We start from the raw sequence: 20,276 nt of genomic DNA, 5'->3' as shown, positions 1-20,276 counted from the left end.
CGGGATGTTGTTGCTGTGACAGGTCCATGCAGCAGGCTTTCCGATAGGGAGGGATAGGTGACGATGTCGGTTTCCCCTACTGAACAACAGGAAGTGGTGAGGGAGTCTTCACGCGGGGACGACAGGAGTTCGGCCCCTTCAGAGCGGGAACGGTCGCACCGGCATCGGTCGCGACATCATCACCATCGTTCGACCAGCCTGGCTTCACGCCTACGGCGTCAGTTGCGGACGCTTGCCGCCCATATCTCCAGCACGTTGCAGTGGGTGCCCTTTTGGGGCGCCTTGCTTCTCTTGGTTCTCCTGCCCCTAGCCATGGGCGGTGGTGAGCTCTGGGCCCTGCCGCTGTCCCTCGGGTGGTGTCTGTGTCTTTATGTGTGCTGGGGCATTAGCGCGTTGGGGGCCTCGCCACGGGTGCCGCGGCTACGCGTGCATTGGCTTTGCGCATTTCCCTTGAGCATTATTCTCGTCGGCGCACTTCAGTGCTGGCCCAATATGCGGCTGGTTGAGAGTCTTTCGCCGGGTGCGTTGGGGCATTGGCGCCGGCTTGGCAACATCGGACTGACGAACATCGTGCCCTCGCTGAGTGTTGCTCCGGATCTGACTGGACGCTACTGCCTCTACGCGCTGGTTGTATTGCTGCTGATGGTGCTGTTGATCAGCTATTGTCGGAGTCGGCTCCAGGTTGTTGCTAGTGCGTTGGCCATAGCGCTTGCGGTTGTCGTTCAGACGTTAGTGGCGTACTACCCCTTTTTTTTCGGCGAGGCGTTGTTTTATTGGCAGGTCGATATTGAGCCCGACATTCTTTTCGGGGCATTTCTGAACCGGAATCATTTTGGATTCATGCTGGGCATGGGGGCCCTGCTCATTCTGGGAATCATCTTTGCGGCGATGCACAGTCGGCAGCGGGTTTTGGCGAAGAGTAACAATCGGGCGCACAAGCGTTTCATGCTGATGATAATCCCGCTGGTGGTGGCCTGGTTTTTGGTACAGGTATCGCAGATCTTCAGTTTGTCGCGTGGGGCGTTTATGGGGACCGTGCCGGTAGCGTTGGTGCTGGTCAGCGCCTGGCTATTTCGTCCGCATGGTTATATGCGCAGTCGGCATGGTGGTTCTCGGCAGAATCTGGTGATGGCGGCCGTGGTTGTTCTTTGCGCGTTATTCATTGCTTTGCCTGAGGCCTTGCCGCGTTTGTCGGAGCGTTATGAGCGCTTGATGAACGATCAGATAGTGACCAAGGACACGCGCTTTGTTCTTTGGCGTGAGAGCTTGCCGATGCTTCGGGACTACTGGCTTTGCGGCATCGGTATGGGCAACTACGCTCAGGTCATGACGCAATACGAGTCGGATTACACGCCCATGACCCTGCCGATCAATGCGCACAACGACTGGTTGGAACTGATGATAGAGGTTGGCCTGCCGGTAGCCTTGGCGCTCTATACGCTGTTTGCGTTGTTCCTGTTGTTGTCGTTCCGGCGCCTGTGTCGGCAGGAAGACAGCATTCTGCGCTGGATTGGCTTTGGCGCATTCTCCGCTCTGGTCATGGGGATGATTCACGAATTGGTTGACTACAGCCTGCGTGCACCGGCGAACGGACTGATTTATGCTGTATTGATGGTGCTTGTTCTGGCTTGTTCTCAATCCTATCAGGGGGCAGTGGCGTCAGCAAGCAGCCGACGGCGCGATGATGCCGGATCAGCAGTGGCCTTATCCTGGCCTCAGCGCGCGGTTTTGCTTCTCGTGGCCGGCATGTCGGTGATGGCCATGCCAGTCGCATACCGCCGCGTGGTTGGCAGCGTTCTTCACGTCAAGATGATTGAGAAGATTGCCAGTCAGGAACGCGCACAAGAAAAGCGTTATCCCCTGCTGAAGAACGAGTACAGGTACTTGGTTGCGTTGTCTTCACGCATTCTCGAGTTGACGCCTGATGTCGGCGAAGTGCTGCGTCGCCGGGCGGTCTGTTTGAATCACCTGGCCTATCTGACTTGGGAGGACGACGCCGAGAGTATTGTGGCGGCCAATCATTATGCTGATCAGGCCATTGCGGCCATAGGTGCTGCTTGTCAGCGCTATCCGATTGACGGGCGTTTTCATCAAGCGCGCGCGGTCATCCATGAGAACGCTGGTTGGTGTGCCCGGAAGTACGACGAAGAGGTGATTGCCAACGCCTACGAGCAGGCCTTGGCCGGCTATCCGCGCTATGCGCCGATGTATCGGGATGTGGCGTCAGCCTATGTGCGTTCGAGCCGGCGGCTGGCCTTGCAGCCTGAAAAGCGCGTTTTGGTTGCCCAGCACAAGGCGCGCGCCAGTGTCCTCTTCAAGGAGTATTTGACCTCGGTTCCTTGGCAAGCGGATCGTATTTTGGCCGATCTCTGGGAGCTTGATCCGCAGCCAGCGCGGGTGGCGGCGTTGATACCGGCCAATTTTCACGCACAACGGGCTCTTTACCGGTTTTTCATGCAGAAGCAGCTTTATCTTGACGCGCTGCAGCCCCTTAATGAAGTGGACGCCTTGAATCGGGTTGAGTTATCGGAGCGTGACCTCCGTCGTTTGTCGCCCTTCGAGCGCCGGCAGTATTTGGACCGGTCGCGCGACGACACGGGTTTGCGGATTATTGGCGAGCAGCTGGTCTTGAACGGCGTGTTGGGGCGCTGGGATGAGCATGAGGAGTTGTGGACGCGCTATCGGCAGGAACTGGCCGCGAAAGAGGCTCGTGAATTGGCGAAGGCTCGGGAACAGCGTCAGAAGGGGCAGGTCCGCCTGGCAGAGGCGTCGTTGTTGAATTTAGCCCGGGAGCTGCCATTTGCTTATGAGACTCGCCTGGTGCTTGCTGAGATCTATGTGGGCTTAGGGCGCTGGCAGGAGCTAGCGTCAGCTTTGTCTCTGTTTGTCTATGACCAGGGGCCCATTGACAATGCTTTGTTGGGTCGCGCTGTTAAGCTGATGGAGCAGATGGTCCCAATTGAAAAACCAGGTGAATTCAACAAATATCGCTTTGTGGCGGCGGCGCTGAAAGTCCGGCTAGATGAGGGCAGCCAAAGCAGCAACCGACGGCAGCTGGCGGAGTGTCTGAATGAGTTTGCCGAGTTAACGGCGTGGAATTCGGCGAATCCGGACCGGGCGTGGATTCAGCGGCATTTGCTTGACTTGTATGCCGGCCGTGCGCACGAAGTGCTTGGTGATGCGGCGGCGGCGGCGGCGGCCTATCGTCGTGGTCTTGAGGTCAGTCCGCAGAATCTTTGGCTGCGTCAGCGTCTGGCTGCCTTGCCGGCGCCGCATGGCGAAGCCGATGAGCTGTCGGCTCTTGTGGCGAGTTTGGTGCCGAGTCGGCATTATTTTGGCAGCGACCTTTGCCTGCTGGGTTACTCCGTCCAGCCCGAGCTGGTTCAGCAACTGCATGGTGGCGTCGAGGTGACGCATGCCTGGCTGTGTTTGGATGACATCAACGAAGACCGATCGGTGTTGATCAGTTTTCATAACAACGGCGGCCGGATATTCAGTGACACGTACAATTTTGTTAAGGAAGACCGACCGATGATCAGTTGGCGCATTGGCGAGTTGTGGTTGCAGGAGCGCAGTTACCGGCCGTTGCTGTTGGCGCATCGTCAGGGTGGTGGGCATGTTTGGAGTAATGGGCCGGTTGCCAGTGAAATTGTCACGCGGGGCATGAATCGGCGCCAGGCGAAGCAGGACAACGCCAGTCCACGAGCGTATGTCCCGGTTTTTTCCTTCGCGATTCAGCGCGACTGAGACGCGCTGCACGTGCAGGCGCAGCATAGTTTGTGACGTAGTGTGGATGATCAGCAGGAGTGTGATGACATGATTGATATGCACAGCCATATCTTGCCGGGGGTGGACGACGGCGCGAAAGACATGGCGGAAGCACTGGCGATGGCTGAACTGGCCGTGGCAAGCGGCGTCAAGATCATGGTCACAACGCCACACGGGCTGTCGTCGCCTTTCAATGTCGCTGCCAGCACACGCGATCTTGTGCTGAAAGACTTGCGTCAGGAATTTCAGCGGCGACATCTCGTCCTGGAGCTGTTGCCGGGCATGGAGTGCTGGGCGGATGAAAAGGCCTTGAATGAGGCCCTGGCCCATCCGGAGTGTTTCATGAACTACCGGCCGGAGGATGCCGGGCGCAAGTGCCTGTTGGTGGAATGTCCCCCCATGTTTGATTTGCCCATGGTCGATAGTTTGCTTTTTCAGGCGCAAATCAAAGGCATCGACTTGATATTGGCGCATCCGGAGCGGCATCCGGGCTTTCGCCGGCACGAGAGACTGCTGGCAGCGATGATGGACAAGGGGTTGACTTTGCAGTTCAACGCCGAAGACATTCGCAAGCGTCGTTGGCTGTGGGGTGCCGAGCGGGTGACGCGGCGGCTTATGGCGCGGAATCCGGCGCAGATTGTGCTGGGCAGCGATACGCACTCCAAGGATAAGCGGCCGCCGAACCTGGCATTCGCTCGCGAGGTGATCTGCGAGTGGTTTGATGAGGGGATGTGGGAGCAGCTGAGCGTGCGGAATCCCTCGCGACTGCTGGGTCTGAAAGACTGAAGGCAGTAGGGGCTGTTGAGCGCGCTGGCCGTCATAGCGCTGCCGACTGGGTGGGGGGCGGTGTCGGCGGGACTTTGTCAAGCGCACCGAAGCGTGTTGCTCAGAGGGTTTCTTCCCGGTAGGTGTAGCAGACGATTGTGACCTTGTGATCGTTGCAGAAGGCCTGCGTCTTTTTCATTTCCTCGCCGCTGAGATCAAATTTGCATAATGCCAGTTTTTGGAATGGCGTGCGTCGGTGGATTTGGACTAACGCGTTGATGTCGCCGAGGACCTTGTAGCCTACGCAGTAGCCGTGGGTGTAGGTTTTATCCCGGTCAATGAAGCCGATGATATGTTCGCTGCCGTTGCGGACTCGGCTATTGATGTTCTCGCGGATGTAGGTTCTGCCGGCTGGGCAAATGCCGTACACCAGCACCCCGGCGGTATTGTCGGTTGCCAGATGGTTGCGGTGTCGGTATTTGATTAATGACGAGCGGATCCAGGGAATGAACAATCTTTCACCCATTATACCCAAGGTTGTGAAGGCGTAGGCGGTGAAGAACAAGTCCGAGTTGCCGCGGGGGACCCTCGGCAACTGGGCCAAGAGCCAAGCGGCGGCGAAACCAACGGCCAGGTAAAGAAGAATGTGGAAATAATCCTCAATGCTGGCGTGGTTCCAGAAAATGTGGTAATTGCGTGACAGAATCAGGGCGATGAAGACCGGCGTGACCCAGTGCAGAAGCATATAGAGATCGTTGCGGCCGGAAAAATGGCTGTGCTTGGCGCTGAGCAGGAAGGCAAAAACTAGTATTCCGAGGTCCCACAAGGGGTGGACCAGGTTTAAGATCAGACCAGTGCGGGAGAGCGAGAAGCCGTTGCAGATGAGTTCTGAGGAGTTCCACAACTCAATGACCGCCAGGCGGTGTACGACCAGGCTGAAGGCGATGAGCGCGAGAAAGAATGCCAGCCATGGCAAATGCCTGGGCAGGTAGGTGCAAATAACAGCCACCACGGCAAGCACGGCGGCCAACAGGTAGATGACATGGACTGTCCGCGGCTGGTTGTTCTCGAAGAACGACAGCAGGCGATGGTGCAGGTGATGCCGGTCGGCGCTCATGATGCCGACATTCGGGTCGTCGCGATGCAGCATCTTGTAGGTTACCCGGCGCCAGATGGCCAGGCTGGTGTCAAGGATGGGGATGCCGCAGGCGAGGATGGGCACGACAATGGCAGACACCGTGGCAATCTTGGTGCAGGTGATGATGCCCAAGGCGCCCAGTGAGTAGCCGAGGAACATGCTGCCGGTATCGCCCATGAAAATCCGCGCCGGGTGCATGTTGTAGCGGAGGAAGCCCAGGCAGCATGCCGCCAGGCAGAACATCACCAGGGCGTGCGGATGGGAGTTCTTCAGCATGAGAATGCCGCCGAGGCAGACGGCGGAAATACCAGCGACGCCGGAGGCGAGGCCGTCAACGCCGTCGATCAAGTTGAAGGCATTGATGACGGCGGTGATCCAGAACACGGTAATCACGAGACTGAAGAAAGTATTGCAGTGGAAGCCGAGAATGCTGGTGAATCGTATGCCTAGTGACCAGCAGACCAGCGCCGCCAGGATTTGTAAGGCGAGCTTGATTTTTGCGGGGATGCCCCAACGGTCGTCAATGATCCCGGTCGGCAGCAAGATGAGCAGGGGAATGAGGAGTTTGGCGGCTTCCGGGGTGCCAATAGGCAGGAAACGGGACGGTGCCAGGAATGACGAGCAGAGAACTGCGATACAAAAGGCCAGAATCATGGCCACGCCGCCACCGAGAGCGACTTCCCGCGTGTGAATGTGCCGTCCGCCGGTGACTTTGGCGACCAGGCCGACCTTTGGCAGTGCGAAAACGCAGAGTCTGGTCAGTGCTGCGGCCAGAATGACGGTCAGTACCGGCAATAACAAAAAAACCGACCAGTTGGCCAGCATTTTCCAGCAAATATGGAGTAAATTAATCATCCGTATATCGTATCTCTCTATCGACGACATGGGGCCAAAGCGGCGTTTGGCTTTGGCGGGATGCTCCCACCCTCAAGTATGAAAAAAGGCAAGCACTAACAATATATGCTTTCATGCAAGAATCAATAGCACGGTCGCCGTCCAGCCACGAGTTTTGGGGTGGCGTTTGCGGATGGCAGAAGTATTATCGCAGTATGGTCGGTCACTCAAGAAGGAAAGCATTTTCTGCAAGTAGCGCGGAAATTCCACGCATGGCAGTTGCATTAATATCACTTGCGGCGATGATGAGATTGCATGAATAACGACGTTATTTTACAGCCCGGGCGAGAGCGTTCGTTGCAGCGCCATCATCCCTGGGTTTTTTCCGGAGCGATCGCCCGGGTAAGCGGCCAGGCGGCGGCGGGGGACACGGTTGACATCCATGCTGCTGATGGCCAGTGGCTGGCGCGCGGTGCCTACTCGCCGGCTTCGCAAATACGGGTGCGGGCGTGGACATTCAGCGCGGACGAGGCCATCGATGCCGATTTTTTCAGCCGGCGTCTTGCTGCCTGCCGGCGCTATCGCCAGCAGCTTGGCGTGGCTGCGGCGAGCAATTGCTGGCGTCTGGTGCACGGCGAGGCTGATGGTCTGCCGGGTTGCGTCGTTGACCGCTATGGCGATTACTACGTCTGCCAGTTCAGCAGCGTCGGCGCTGAACGCTGGAAAGGTGTCATCGCCGAGTTGTTGTCTGCCGAGCCCGGTGTGCGCGGAGTGTACGAGCGCTCGGATTGCGACTCACGGCTGCGTGAGGGGCTGCCGCTTGTGTGTGGCGTGCTGGCTGGCGAGGAACCGCCGGCGCTGCTTGAATTGCGCGAGAACGGCCTTCGGCTATGGGCGGATTTGCGCGAGGGGCACAAAACCGGCTATTATCTTGACCAGCGCGACAACCGGGCCGAGCGGTGCTGCTATGCCGGCGCCGCCGAGGTGCTGAATTGTTTCTGTTACAGCGGCGGTTTTGGTATTCGGGCGGCGCTGGCCGGTGCAGCGCGGGTTACTCAGATTGATGCGGCGGAGAGCGCCTTGGCGCTGGCACGGCAGAATGCCGAGCTCAATGGCCTGGCGGATGAGCGTTTTCGTTATGTTCGTGGAGACGTCTTTCAGTTTCTCCGGCGTTGTCGCGACGCCCGTGAGAGTTTTGATGTGATCATACTTGATCCACCGAAGTTTGCGGACACGCAGGCGCAGTTGGCCAAGGCCTGCCGTGGCTATAAGGACATCAATCTGTTGGCCGCGAAGCTGTTGCGTCCTGGCGGGACGCTGTTGACTTTTTCCTGCTCAGGGGCGATGACGCCGGAGCTGTTTGTGAAGGTCGTCGGTGACGCCGCCCGCGATGCTGGTCGTGATGGACGCATCGTGCGGGTGCTTGGCCAGGCGCCCGATCATCCCTTGTCCCTGGATTTTCCGGAGGGCCATTATCTCACCGGCTTGGAGCTGGTGCTCAGCTAGTCCATGTCAAGCAGAGAGTGACATTGTTGTATGCAGATGGATATCCAGCAACATTTGAACGTTCAGCAGCGGCAGGAACTGGTCATGTCCCCGCAACAGCTGCAAGCGCTGCAAATTTTGCAGGAAGCCACGTTGGAGTTGCAGCAGCGGATCACGAGCGAATTGAACGTCAATCCCGTGCTGGAAGTGACGGGCAATGGCCTGGAACAGCTGGCTGGTAATCCGTTGGAAGATAGCGGGCTAGGCAGTCAGAACGAGGAGCATGCGGCGCAACTGGCCGAGTACGATGAAAGCATGGTTGACGCCGTGCGCGAGATCGGCGACGAGGGACTTTTTCGCGACGCGCTGGCCGGCGTGGCTTATGACGAGGACGCTGAGGAGCGCCGGCAGCATTTCTTCAATTCGTTGAGCAGCGAAGCGACCCTGCAAGACCGCCTGTTGGAACAGCTGCGTGACGTGGTGCAGGACGATCCGCATTGGGTGCGGATCTGCACGGAGGTTCTCGGTAATCTGGATGACGCCGGCTACCTACAGGCCGGTGATGATGACATCGCTCGCGGCGCGGGCGTCAGCCTAGCCGAGGCGCAGCGGGCGGTGGCCATTGTCCAGAGCCTGGAGCCGGCCGGCATCGGCGCTCGGGATTTGCGCGAATGCCTGTTGCTACAGCTGGAACGGAACCGTGAGCGGGGCAGCATCGCCTGGGACATAGTCGATCGGCATCTTGACGATTTGGCTCGGAATCGCCTGCCGCAGCTGGCGAAGAGCCTGGATGCCGATTTGAGTGAGATACAGGCGGCGGCGGAGCGGATTCGCTCGCTTGATCCCCGGCCAGGACATGCGTTGGCGGCCACGCCGGTGAACTACATCGTACCGGAAGTCGTCATTGAGCTCGGGCCGGAAGGGCGCTGGCAGGTTCGCATGAATCGCTGGACGACACCGCGTCTGGGGCTGGTGCAGCGCTATGTGGATATGCTGCAGGAACCGAGCGTGCCGGCGGAGGTCAAGCAGTTCTTACGGGAGAAAATGGCCAGCGCAAAAACGCTGATGAATGCTCTTGGCGAACGGCAAGCGACGATTGAGCGTATTGCCTGGGTGCTGGTGGAGATGCAGGGCGACTTCTTGCGTGAAGGGCCTGGCAAGCTCCGGCCCCTGACCATGCAGCAGGTCGCCGAGGAGCTTGAATTGCACGAAACGACAATCAGCCGGGCTGTCGCCAACAAGTACGTGCAGACGCCGCATGGGCTCTTCAGCTTCCGGCATTTTTTCACAACGGGCTATCAGGGCAGCGACGGCGAGGCTCTGTCCAGTCGCGCCGTCAAGGAGAAGATCGTGGCCTTGGTTGCCCAAGAAGCGAAGGCCAAGCCGCTGTCGGACCAGAAGATCGCCGAGTTGCTGGCCAAGGAAGGCCTGACGGTTGCCCGGCGCACGGTCGCCAAATATCGTGAAGAAGAGGGCATACCCGCCGCGAGCCTCCGCCGGGTGCACGGTTGAGCGCAAGAGAACGGAGCGCGAAGGAAAGCGCTCCTCTCCGCATGAGCTGCCGGGCGGCGGCGCGTTTCTGAGCGGTCCAGGTGGGTTTACGCCTGGTTGTTGATAGCGAAGTGGTGCTGCCCGGCTTGGAGTGCCTTGCCCTCGTAGACGACGGCGGTGTCGGGCGGCACGCTGATAGTGAGCTCGATGATGTTATTGTCGCAGCGCCGCCAATGCACATTGACTGAGCCGTGGGCGTTCTTGCGACTGCAGCGGCAGCAAGTCAATTGGGGAATGAAATGCGGGCGGATGACAATGATGCCGTGATCGACATTGATGCCGCCGAGGGTGCGGACGATCCAGCCCATGAAATCCGAGTACATGTGGTGGTTTTTCGACGCGCGGCAATCCCACATTTCCCACAGGGTGGTGGCGTCTTTGTCAAGCCACTCGCTGAAGCTGGGGTAGCCTTTGGCGGTGATGATGCGGTAGGCGTAGTCGGGCAGGCCGCAGATGGTGAGGGCGTCAAAGAGATGGCGGAGACCGACCATGCCGCAGTTGTGGTGGAAGCCGGCGGCTACGACGAGCTCGATCAGCTGGGCCTTCAGGGGGGCCAGTTCCGTATAGAGGTCGTGGTAAATGACCATGGCGACGGCGCTTTGCTCGTTGACGACGCAACGGCCGTCGGGCAGCATGAAGTGCTCGGCGAAATGTTGTTCCTGTGACGCCAGCTCCGCGCCGAGGGCGTCTGCATCTGCGTCCATACCGGCTTTGGTGGCGGCGATGCGGGCGATTTTGAGAAATTTGATTAGCAGGACTTCGTTGATGAAACCCAGTGGCACTTTGGTTGGTCTGGGTGCAGCCCAGTCGCAGAGGCCGTATTCGAGGAAGCCCTGGTCATTCTTTTGCGAGCGGAACCAGTCGAGACTGCGCTTCATGGCTGGGTAGGTGCTGATGAGCGGCTGCTCGTCGTTTTCAGCAAGGAAAAGCCGGTAGGGGATTTCGAAGAGGATGCCTTCGGAAACGGGTCCGTTGCCCCATTTGAAGCCCCAGCCGCTGGTAGGGATGATACCGGGCAGGGCGCCGTCCTCGCGCATGGCGTCGACAATGTCCTGGAGCCATTTGCGGAAGAGCTTGCCGACGCCGAAATTGAGCAGCATCTGTTCGCAGGACGCCTGGGCGTCGTTGGCCCAGCCGAGTTTTTCGCGGGTTGGGCAGTCGGTGGGCTTCCAGAAGAGATTGGACAGCACGGCCATTTGGCCGATGCTGAAGAGTCGGTTGAGCATCTTGTCCGAGCAGCTGAAATCGCTGCAGACGGCGACGTCTTGGTGGACGAAAATGCCGCTGACAGAATCGAGCCGGGGATTTTTGAGGCCGCAGACTTTGATATAGCGGAAGCCGTGGTAGGCGAAGCGGGGGGACCAGGTGAAGGGGCCACTTGGGCAAATCAGCTGGTCGGAGGCGAAGACGCTTTCCGGGTAGAAGCGCAGCATTTCATTGAAGTTCAGGGTGTTGTCATCATTGATCTGTTCTGCGTAGCGGATGGTGATGAGGTCGCCGGCTTGCTGATTGACGTGGATGCGGGCGTAGCCGGAGATATTCTGGCCGATATCAAAGATGATGCCGTCATTGACCTCGATCATTTTTTGGGCTTTGTATTCACCGCATTCACGGATGGGCTCGCATTCGCAGCGGCGGAAAGATCCGCGTGGGGGCGTGCTGTCGCAGATAGCGTATGGCCAGTGGTGGTCGTCGAAATCGGCGCCGTTCCAGGCGGGGTCGTAGAGTCTGGCGTCGAAGTGTTCGCCGCTGCGGAGCTGGTTGTAGGTAATGGGCGAGTCGGAGCTGCAGCGCCAACTGTCATCGCTATTGAGCAGTGTCTTGCCATCGACTGCCAGTTTGAGGATGAATTTGGGGTGATCGCGCCAGGGCGCCTCGTTGTAATTCCATGGTGTCTTGAAGATTTCGTTATAGTAGCCGTTGCCGCAGATGACTGCGAGAATGTTTTGGCCCTTCTGCAGTAGCGCGGTGACATCATAGACATTGTACCAGAGGGTTTTGTTATAGTCGCTCTCTGGCGCGGTGAAGAGATCGGGGCTGATCGGTTGGCCGTTGAGGTAGTAGTAGGCGATGCCCAGTCCGCAGACGGCTATTTCGGCTTTGCTGAATGTGCCGTCCACGGTGAATACCCGTCTGAACATGGGCGCGTGGCAGCCGGTGTTGTCACTAGGAACGAAAGGAACATCGGCCTTGATGAAAGACGTCTTGGCAAACATGAAGCACCTCGGTTGAAATGGAAATCCAAAGGGTGGCTGGCTGGCGTATCGTCCCTGCGTTAGCGGGGGATAATGTACACGCATTACTTGTCCATCGCCCAGCCGGCATTACACTAAATGCCTTTGCCGGACCATCCCCCTGAAGGCGCCGGTTCGGGTGCCGCGCAGCCTGCTTGAGTGCTTGTCTGGTTGCGCGGTTAACGAAAGCCTGGCGAAGCCGGCGTGGCCAGCAAAGGCCACTATACGTCGTGCAGCGGGCGCCGTGCCTGATTTTGCATTGACCGCGACCATGGAGATGATGATGACGGATACCTTGCATGCCTATTCGAGCTATTTTCCGCCAGCGCTGCACTTTGGTTGTGGCTGCCGGCGGCTGAGCGTGGAAATCGTCGACGCGCTATGCGTGCCGGCGGCGCCGCGGATCTTTCTGGTGTGTTCGCAAAGCGTGTATGGCCAGGAGCCGGCGCGGGATCTGTTGGCGGCTTTGGGGCCGCGTGTGGTTGCCATGCGGATTGGCGTGCCGCATGATCCGCCGCTAAGTTGCGTTGATGAAATCATCGCGGCGGCGCGTGTTTGCGGTGCCAATGCTTTTTTGGCCATAGGGGGCGGTAGTGTGATGGACGCGACCAAGACCGCCGCGCTGCTGGCGGCTGCGCCGACGCCGCAGCCGGCGGCGGAGTATTTCCGCGGGCAGCGCCCTTTGCCCGCGCGGAGCTTGCCGCTGGTGGCGTTGCCGACCACAGCAGGCACTGGCGCGGAGATCACCAAGAACGCCGTGTTGACCGATGTCGAGAAGGACAACAAGGGCTCCATACGCTCACCGGCCATGATTCCAGCGGCGGCGCTGGTTGATCCTGATTTCACGTTGGCTTTGCCGGCGCAGGTGACGGCCGACAGTGGCATGGACGCCTTGACACAGGCGTTGGAGTCCTACGTGTCCACGGGGGCGTCGGAATTGAGTCGCGGGCTGGCTGAACGCGCGGTTGCTCTGTTGTTGCGCTGGCTGCCGCAGGCGTATGCCGACGGTAGCCACGCTGAGGCGCGGCTGCGCGTGGCCGAGGGCAGCATGCTGACCGCGCTGGCTTTTTCGCAGAGCGGTCTGGGCGCGGTTCACGGCCTGGCTCACCCGGTTGGGCACGTGCTGAATCTTGCACATGGTCTTACTTGCGCAGTGTTGCTCCCGCACATCATGCGCTGGAACTACGATTGCCGGCGTGACGACTGGTCGCGGCTGGCCCGTGCTTGCGGCCTGGCCGACGGCGCGGCGCTGCTGCGCGCCGTGGAGGCGCTGGCGACGGAGCTGCGGGTGCCGGGTAATTTACGTGGGCTCGGGCTCCGGGAGGAGCATTTCGCGTACATTGTCCGCCACTGTCGCAGTGGCAGCATGAAGGCCAATCCTCGGGCGATGAGTGATGACGAGGTGCTGGCTATGCTCAGGGTGCTGGCGGGACTGGGCTGATACGCGGATTGGTTTTGTTGTCTCCGCAGATTGCCGCATATTTTTTCAGGCGGCAGGTTTTGCCGTTGTGCGGCACGTCGCGCGGCCGCAGACGGCCGTGTGCAGCGTCTCAGTTGGTGTTGATGACGGTTACGTCCTGCTCCAGGGCGCGGAAGATCTTGCTGAGTTCGCGGATGAGTTCCTGGACGGTCTCCAGGACCTTTGCGTCGTCGTCTGCGCCGATAGTGTCCATGATGCTCGCGGAGCGGCTGGACAGCTCAGTTAGGCCGATGGATGACAGCTGGCCTTTAAGGCGATGGAGGATGGCACGCGCGTCATCCCAGTTGCTGCGTTTGGCGTAGATGTCGAGGTTGTCGAGCATGATGCGCCAATCGGCGACGGTCTGGGCGAGGATCATCTTGATTTCGCCCAGCGAAATCTGGTAGCGTTCACGCATAAAATCGTGCATGAGACGCACTTGGCTGTCCTCTTCGCTTTCGAGCAAGTCGTGATTTTCCCGCATTTCGCGTTGGGGCTTGATGCCGAGAGCGTCGGCGATGGCCAGCAGGAGCTGATCGCGTTCAAACGGCTTGGGGATGAAGCCAGTGGAGCCGGCACCGAGAGCTTTTTCCACGTCTTCTTGGAAGGCAGATGCTGTTAGGGCGATGATGTGGGTCATGCCGCTGTTGGGCAGTTTGCGGATTTCGCGGATGGCGGTGTAGCCGTCCATGACCGGCATCTGGATGTCCATGAAGATAAGATCGAAACGCTGTTTGCGACAGAGGTCGAGGGATTCCTGCCCGTTTTGCGCCGTCAGGTAGGGCAGACCAGCACTTTGGCAGATGGTTTCCAGCAGGAAAAGGTTGGTAGCGGTATCGTCGACCAGCAACGCGAGGTGCTTCTTGAGCTCCTGGCGAGGCAGAATCACTCGGAAATGGCCAGAAAGGCGGACCTGCTCCTCGGGCTTGGCGACGGCGCAGGTGACGGTGAAGGAAAAGCTTGAGCCTTCGCCGGGGCGGCTTTTGACCGTGAGCGTGCCGCCGAGGAGCTGGACGATGCTGGCGGAGATGCTTAGCCCGAGGCCGGTGCCACCGTACTGGCGGAACACCCGGTTGTCGGCCTGGGCGTAGGGTTGGAAAAGCTTGCTTTGCAGGTCGAGAGGGATGCCCACGCCGCTGTCCTGGACTGTGAAGTCCAGGGTCAGGCGCCCGTCTGCAGCCGTGCGGGCCTGAATATCCAGGGATATTTTGCCGTGGTCGGTGAATTTGACCGCATTGTTGAGGAGGTTGTCCAGCACCTGGCGGAGGCGGGTTGGGTCGCTGCGCACAATCAATGGCTCGGGAGCGTTGATATTGAGGTCGACCTTGAGGTTTTTGGGTTTGGCCAGCTGGCGAGCTAAGGCGACGCGGTCGTCGGCCATGGCCCGCAGGTCAAAGGCAAGCTCTTCGAGTTCGAGTTTGCCGCTGCTTAGTTTTGAGTAATCCAGGACTTCATTGATGACATGCATGAGGCTTCTGGCACTGGATTCGATGATGCGCAGATACTGTTTTTGCTGTGGGTTGAGAGGCGTTTCGCCAAGGTTGGCCAGGAAGCCGATGACGCCGTTGAGGGGCGTACGGATTTCGTGGCTCATCGTCGCAAAAAAGGTGTCTTTGGCCTGGTTGGCTTTTTCCAGCTGTGCAAAGAGGGCGTTGAGTTCGGCGCCAAGTTCTCTTGGGCTGCTGGCCCGCGTCAGATGTTGGTTTTTTGGGGAACCGGGCGCCAGCAGCAACCGGTCGCTGATGGCGCGAATTTCGCCGGTGACATTGCGGTGGAACAGCCAAAGTGCGGCGCCAAGGCCTGATAGCGCGATCAGCGCTGCCAGCCAGATCCCAATCCGACCGTGGCGCAAGGCGCGCGCAATCTGCTCGCCGGTGATGGTCTGGATGGTCTGAATGTCCCAGAGCAGCTTGAGGCTCTCGCTGATGGACACGTCGTAATGGTTGCTCAGACCGCGGCCGCTGACAATACTGCTGCGAGCGTCGCTGATGATGCCCCAGCTCTCCCGAAAAGCCAGTTGGCTGTTGCGCCCCGGCTGGTACCGCTGCAGGACGGCTGTCGCAGTGTCGTTTTCGTCACAGCGATCAAGGATGTCTTTGATCGTTTTGCTGCTTTCGTCGATCAACGATAGGGCTTCGGCTTCCTTGGTGTTAACACCCTGTTGCCGAGCCTTGATCAGCTTGTCGAGAAAGATGCCCTGGGTAAGCACTTCACCGTGCAAATGCGCCAGGTCGGCCTGGAATAGTTGCAGTTGTTCGGCTTGGTGCAGAGTCCGCCAAGACAGCAGCGTGCAACCGAGGAAGACCACTATTGGCAATACCAAGCTTGAGATGAGTAAGTGGCGTTTGGACAAAGGCGCGCTCCCTGATAATCCGCCGGCTGGTGCCATCCCCCGCGATGACAAAGAGACAAAAAGGCCGGACAGGTTATGCTCCGGCCTGAATAAGCAGATTCACTTGCGGGACTGTCTCAAAAGCAGAAGTTGATGATCGGGAAGAACGGCACATTTGATTCGCGGATGATGTTGACCAGGCCGATTTGCACGCCGACCATGAACTCGCAGTAGTTGATCAGGCCGACTTGCAGGCCGTGGCTTTCCAGGGCGGTGTTGATAATGCCGATGTCAATGCCTTTGCTCATGGCGTCCACATTATTCATCAGCAGGCCTAACTTGACGCCGCTGGCGGCGCCGTCAAGATTGATCAGGCCGATCTGGAGGCCGGTGAACTCCTCTTTGACGACGTTGACGAGATTGAGTTGCAGCGCCGAGGTCCGGTCACTGGCGGAAGCAATGCCGAAATCAAGGCCGGTGATATTTTTGTTGCCGCCGTATGGTAGATTGATCTTGAGGCCAGCGACGTCGATGTAATCCGGCACGACTTGGGCGTTGGGAGGCCAAACGCTGATCTGCAGGGGGGTGGTATCAAAAGCCGTGGCGGCGAAGCAGCTACCTAGTACGGTGAGGACAACGGCGAGCATTTTTTTCATGTTTTGTTTCTCCCGAATGGACCCTTTGTGAAACGCCAGCTTGTAGCCCCCAGGATGCCTAGGGGTTAACACGTGATAAAACGCATAAACAATAACGCCCGGAGGGGCGCTTTCCAAGCGGCGCAGGCGCAAATTTAGGCGTGGGCAGTAATCGGTCAGTGATGGATACTAGATGCCCGACACGCCTCTCCCTGGCGGGATGGGCCGCGATGTGCCAGGCCAATGTGGCGCCCTCCGGGAGCAATTTTAACTTGTTGTCATACCACGGGTTGCGGCGCCATCCGGGCGCCTCACCCAGGGTTATGCATGGTGCGGCCCTCCTGGCCGAACTTTGCCGCTCTGCCATTTTATTGCCGCGAAGCGGCCGAAGCGCTGAAAGCGCGAAACATACCAGCCCAGGGCAGATGCGCGTTGCGGCGCCTGGTGGTACTCGCTGTCGTTGTTCAGCGCTTGCCCAGGCTGCACAGCAACTGGGGAAAGCGCTCGGTGCTGAAGAAGTGTTCGAGGTGCCGACCGGCCTTGTACTGCAGGAGCGGCGAGCGGCCGTGAACGTGGTCAATGGCGGCGACGCCGTACATGACGTCGTCGGCCTGGATTTGGGTGCGTTTCTGGCTGGCGGCGCGGATGCGGGCGGCACAGAGGACGAGGGGGTAGGTGAGGAATAGCGCTTTCAGGCCGGTGAAGAAGGCCGCGCCATAATAGGACACGCCGAAGAATTGCAGGCAGTCGAGGCGGGCGCTGAGGAACCGGCGGTAGGCATCCCAGGCAGCAGGGACTGATGGTTGCCAGCGGGTCGGATTGAAAATGCTGGCCCGGCGCAAGAGCAGGTCTGGATGCTCCTTGCCGAAGGTGCGGAGGTTGCCGCCGCCGGCAATGATCCTGGCGATCATCAGCGCACGCCGGAGGCGTTGGCGCAGGCCGCGGTCGGTTGCTTCTTCGTCGCGTCGGCAGTATATGGTGAACCATTGCCGGAAGTAAGCCCGGTCGTAGGCGCCCAGCCCGATCTGCGGTACGTCGGCCAGTTCCTGTTTGAGGTTAGCCATGACGCTGGGCATGACGCTGCGCATGGTGTCGGCATCGTTGATGAATGTTGCCCCGAGTTTTTCCATGCGTTCGGCGAATGCCATGAGGAGAAGGGCCATGCCGTCACTGCTGAGGGTGTCGTCACGAACAATGCCTTGGCAGTGATCGCGCAGCATTTCGACGCTGCGTCGTTCCAGGCCCTGGAGCTGTTCGGGGGTGAAGCCCTTGCCGAAATGGAGTTCGCGCGCGAGTTTTTCGATATCATGACGCTGCTCGCGGATGAGCTGGCCGTGGTTTTGCAGGACGGCGGGGCAGTCCATGCGGGCGAGGACGGAGACCTCGCCCGGAAAAGTCGAGGCGAAGTTGAAAGGATAGCCGCGGCAAGTCAGGGCTTTGATGTCGAAGCCGAAACGGCGGTGCATGCTGCAAACACCGGCGGCGTCGAGGAAGACACAGGCGCCGTCGTCGCGGCGGCGGAAGAAATTATAGCCATTGAGCTTGACGTGGAAATCGCGGGGCGCCTGATCGGCCTCGTCCCAGGGCAGGGCCGCCAGGCGTTGGATTTCAGGCTCCTGCAACAGCACATGGAAGCGCCGGCAGCAGCGGCCGCAGAGCAGGCACGAATAGCGTTGGTCTTGCGCAATGTGGATGGTCATGGGCTGCACTAGCCACGGCGGTTGCGCCGGCGCGGCGCGGCCGCCGTCAGTGATTTCGCTTGCTGGCGACGGACGCTGTTGGGGACTCAAACGCCGGGGGTGATGCGGTCGAAGCCAGTGTAGGGCCGCAGGACTTCAGGGATGATGACCGAGCCGTCTTCCTGCTGGAAATTTTCCAGGATAGCGCAGACGACGCGGTCGGTCACGCCGGTGGCGGAGATGGTATGGACGAAGCCCTTGCTGCCGTCGTTGCCCTTGTAGCGGATGCCGAGGCGGCGGGCCTGGAAGTCGGTCAGGTTGGTGTTTGAGGTCACTTCGCGGTAGCCGCCGTAGCCTGGGTACCAGGCTTCGATGTCGTATTTCTTGTAACCGGGAGCGCCCATATCGCCGACGCAGACATTGACCACGCGGTAGGGCAGACCGAGCTGCTGCAGGAGGTACTCTTCGTTTTCGAGGCAGAGCTCGTGGCAGCGCGGCGAGTCTTCGGGCAGGCAGAAAATGATCTGTTCGACCTTATGGAATTGGTGCACGCGGAAGATGCCGCGGGATTCTTTGCCGTAGCTGCCTGCTTCCGTGCGGAAGCAAGGCGTGTAGGACGTATAGCGGCGCGGCAGGGTGCCGGCGTCGAGAATTTCGTCGGCGTGGTAGCCGACGAGGGTCTGCTCGGACGTGCCGATGAGGGCGAGGTCTTCGCCGCTGAGGGTGTAGGTTTGGTCCTTGAAGAAAGGCAGGTAGCCGGTGCCGAAGAGCGTCTGTTCCTTGGCGACGCAGGGGGACATGAACAACGTGAAGCCGCGCTTGACCAGCTCCTGCTGCGCCCAGAAGAACATCGCCTGGGTCAGCTGTGCGCCCTTGCCCACCCAGTAGTAAAAGCCGGACTGCGCGACCTTGGCGCCGCGGCCGGTGTCGATGATACCCAGCAGTTCGCCGAGGGCCTGGTGGTCGCGGCCGGCAAAGGCGAATTCGGGCTTTTTGCCGACGAAGCGGAGGGCGGCGTTGTCGGCATCGCTACCGCCGTCGGGGACATCGGGTGAGAGGAAATTGGGCAGCCAGGTCATTTGCTCGTCGACCACGGTCTTGAGTTCGGCCATACGGCTTTCCTTGTTGGCCAAGGTGACCTTCATTTCTTTGACGGTGTCCCGGGCGGCGGGATTCGTTTGACATTCCTTGCTGAGGCGATTGCGTTCGGCGCGGAGGTCTTCGACTTCGCGGATGAGGCCGACGTACTCGCGGTCGAGCGCGACCAGCTTGTCGACATCGACCGTGCAGCCGCGGCGGGCGGCGTTTTCTTTGACGCGGTCGGGATTTTCACGCAAGGCGCGGATGTCAATCATGTCACACGATCCTTCTGCCGGCGAGGCCGGCCATCTCTCTTTACTGGGACGGTATTGAGTTTGCACTGACCTACACGGCCAGCTTACTGTGGGGTCATTTCTTCTTTGGGAACGATGGCGAATTTGGTCGAGCTTTCGGCGATGATCTGCTTGCCGACATAGAATACGCCGTTGGCGAAGCCGAAGCGCCCCTTCATCTCACAGGACGCATGAATGACGATCTGTTCGCCGGGCAGGGCGGGGCGATGGAAGACGGCGTCGTCGATGGACATATACAGGCCGAGCTTGTCCCGGTTTTCGGGCTGGGCAAGAATGGCGGCGCAGCCGAGTTGGGCGCCGCTTTCAAGCTGCAGATATCCGGGGTACATGGCTGGGCGGGTCGCCTGCACCAGCGGGTCATTGCCGCTGACATTCTTGTAGCCGAGGACTTTCGCGGGATTGTCGAGGCTGTAGGCCCGATCGACCAGCATGAACGGGTAGCGGTGGGGGATGACAGCCATGATGGCATCGGCGTCAAGGAACTTGTCGTCGACATCAGCCAGCAGGGGGCACTGCTCGGCGCCATCGCTGGGCGCGAACCAGCCTGCTTCTTTCCAGGTGAGGGAGATGAAACCGCTAGAGGCCAGTTTGCCGCCGACGATGGAATTTTTCACCTCGAACTCGACGCTACCGTCGTCGTTCTGCTTGTGGAATCTGCAGTCGATGGCGAGGATCATTCCCGGTTGCACGGGGCTGCGGAATTTGACGCGGTGGAGGTGGGTCACATAGGGATGGCCTTCGCCTGGGAACATGACGCTGAAAAGGACGCGGCTGGCCTGGGCCATGGCCGCGACTTGGAGCACGCCAGGCAGCACCGGAAAGTCGGGAAAATGGCCGTTGAAAACGGCTTCGTTGCGCGTGACGTACTTGCTGGCGACGGCGTGGCCGGCGTCGCTGTCAAGGCAGATTCGGTCGAGCATCAACAGCGGCGGGGTCACCGCCAGCTGGTCGCGGAGCTGATCGTAGGTCAAATGCTGTTTCGTCATGCCTAATCACCTGATG

General features: G+C 59.6%; 12 protein-coding genes. 5 read left to right on the top strand and 7 right to left on the bottom strand.

Going from position 1 to position 20,276, the window contains the following annotated elements; all coding sequences use genetic code 11:
• Positions 1 to 222: 222 nt before the first annotated feature.
• Both J3R75_RS04210 and J3R75_RS04205 read left to right on the top strand, forming a co-directional pair.
• Positions 223 to 3,747: an O-antigen ligase family protein gene (locus tag J3R75_RS04210; protein ID WP_307260099.1), complete on the top strand. Its 3,525-nt coding sequence runs from the start codon at positions 223 to 225 to the stop codon at positions 3,745 to 3,747.
• A 69-nt stretch (positions 3,748 to 3,816) separates the two neighbouring features.
• Complete coding sequence (locus tag J3R75_RS04205) at positions 3,817 to 4,554, top strand: CpsB/CapC family capsule biosynthesis tyrosine phosphatase (protein ID WP_307260098.1); 738 nt, start codon at positions 3,817 to 3,819, stop codon at positions 4,552 to 4,554.
• A 100-nt stretch (positions 4,555 to 4,654) separates the two neighbouring features.
• Here the strand turns inward: J3R75_RS04205 and J3R75_RS04200 are convergent, their stop codons facing one another.
• Positions 4,655 to 6,526: a hypothetical protein gene (locus tag J3R75_RS04200; RefSeq protein WP_307260097.1), complete on the bottom strand. Its 1,872-nt coding sequence runs from the start codon at positions 6,524 to 6,526 to the stop codon at positions 4,655 to 4,657.
• Positions 6,527 to 6,820: 294 nt separating this feature from the next.
• On the opposite strand from J3R75_RS04200, the gene J3R75_RS04195 reads away from it, so the two are divergent.
• Positions 6,821 to 8,011 (top strand): class I SAM-dependent rRNA methyltransferase, encoded by a 1,191-nt coding sequence (locus J3R75_RS04195; protein ID WP_307260096.1) that lies wholly within the window; start codon positions 6,821 to 6,823, stop codon positions 8,009 to 8,011.
• Positions 8,012 to 8,041: 30 nt separating this feature from the next.
• The gene (gene rpoN, locus J3R75_RS04190) at positions 8,042 to 9,502 is read left to right on the top strand and encodes an RNA polymerase factor sigma-54 (protein WP_307260095.1); all 1,461 of its coding nucleotides are present in this window, start codon (positions 8,042 to 8,044) and stop codon (positions 9,500 to 9,502) included.
• 86 nt (positions 9,503 to 9,588) lie between these two features.
• Here the strand turns inward: rpoN and J3R75_RS04185 are convergent, their stop codons facing one another.
• Complete coding sequence (locus J3R75_RS04185; protein ID WP_307260094.1) at positions 9,589 to 11,757, bottom strand: family 78 glycoside hydrolase catalytic domain; 2,169 nt, start codon at positions 11,755 to 11,757, stop codon at positions 9,589 to 9,591.
• A gap of 262 nt (positions 11,758 to 12,019) precedes the next feature.
• On the opposite strand from J3R75_RS04185, the gene J3R75_RS04180 reads away from it, so the two are divergent.
• The gene (locus tag J3R75_RS04180; RefSeq protein ID WP_307260093.1) at positions 12,020 to 13,216 is read left to right on the top strand and encodes an iron-containing alcohol dehydrogenase family protein; all 1,197 of its coding nucleotides are present in this window, start codon (positions 12,020 to 12,022) and stop codon (positions 13,214 to 13,216) included.
• Between the two features lie 109 nt (positions 13,217 to 13,325).
• Here the strand turns inward: J3R75_RS04180 and J3R75_RS04175 are convergent, their stop codons facing one another.
• The 5 genes from J3R75_RS04175 to J3R75_RS04155 all read right to left on the bottom strand — a co-directional run bounded on the left by J3R75_RS04175 (position 13,326) and on the right by J3R75_RS04155 (position 20,260).
• The gene (locus J3R75_RS04175; protein ID WP_307260092.1) at positions 13,326 to 15,587 is read right to left on the bottom strand and encodes an ATP-binding protein; all 2,262 of its coding nucleotides are present in this window, start codon (positions 15,585 to 15,587) and stop codon (positions 13,326 to 13,328) included.
• Between the two features lie 116 nt (positions 15,588 to 15,703).
• On the bottom strand, positions 15,704 to 16,222 hold the full coding sequence (locus J3R75_RS04170; RefSeq protein WP_307260091.1) for an LA_2272 family surface repeat-containing protein: 519 nt from the start codon (positions 16,220 to 16,222) through the stop codon (positions 15,704 to 15,706).
• Between the two features lie 443 nt (positions 16,223 to 16,665).
• Entirely contained in the window at positions 16,666 to 17,991 is a 1,326-nt protein-coding gene (locus J3R75_RS04165; RefSeq protein ID WP_307260090.1) for a YkgJ family cysteine cluster protein, read from the bottom strand.
• Positions 17,988 to 19,235 carry a serine--tRNA ligase gene (gene serS / locus J3R75_RS04160; RefSeq protein ID WP_307260089.1) on the bottom strand — a complete coding sequence of 416 codons (1,248 nt, stop codon included), beginning with the start codon at positions 19,233 to 19,235 and terminating at the stop codon, positions 17,988 to 17,990. The genes J3R75_RS04165 and serS overlap by 4 nt, the downstream gene beginning before the upstream one ends.
• Before the next feature lie 83 nt (positions 19,236 to 19,318).
• Entirely contained in the window at positions 19,319 to 20,260 is a 942-nt protein-coding gene (locus J3R75_RS04155; protein ID WP_307260088.1) for a 3-hydroxyacyl-ACP dehydratase FabZ family protein, read from the bottom strand.
• Positions 20,261 to 20,276 lie beyond the last annotated feature (16 nt).

The sequence above is a fragment of the Oligosphaera ethanolica genome (assembly GCF_030814695.1).
Lineage (GTDB): Bacteria > Verrucomicrobiota > Lentisphaeria > Oligosphaerales > Oligosphaeraceae > Oligosphaera > Oligosphaera ethanolica.
Note: the sequence above shows the minus strand (reverse complement) of the source record. Positions and strands in the feature narration are given on the sequence as shown.

What these genes read in the sequence shown, in the direction of transcription:
- J3R75_RS04185 (WP_307260094.1), bottom strand. Translation starts at nt 11,757, where the DNA reads ATGTTTGCCAAGACGTCTTTCATCAAGGCCGATGTTCCTTTCGTTCCT.
- J3R75_RS04170 (WP_307260091.1), bottom strand. Translation starts at nt 16,222, where the DNA reads ATGAAAAAAATGCTCGCCGTTGTCCTCACCGTACTAGGTAGCTGCTTC.
- rpoN (WP_307260095.1), top strand. Translation starts at nt 8,042, where the DNA reads ATGCAGATGGATATCCAGCAACATTTGAACGTTCAGCAGCGGCAGGAA.
- J3R75_RS04155 (WP_307260088.1), bottom strand. Translation starts at nt 20,260, where the DNA reads ATGACGAAACAGCATTTGACCTACGATCAGCTCCGCGACCAGCTGGCG.
- J3R75_RS04195 (WP_307260096.1), top strand. Translation starts at nt 6,821, where the DNA reads ATGAATAACGACGTTATTTTACAGCCCGGGCGAGAGCGTTCGTTGCAG.
- J3R75_RS04205 (WP_307260098.1), top strand. Translation starts at nt 3,817, where the DNA reads ATGATTGATATGCACAGCCATATCTTGCCGGGGGTGGACGACGGCGCG.
- serS (WP_307260089.1), bottom strand. Translation starts at nt 19,235, where the DNA reads ATGATTGACATCCGCGCCTTGCGTGAAAATCCCGACCGCGTCAAAGAA.
- J3R75_RS04200 (WP_307260097.1), bottom strand. Translation starts at nt 6,526, where the DNA reads ATGATTAATTTACTCCATATTTGCTGGAAAATGCTGGCCAACTGGTCG.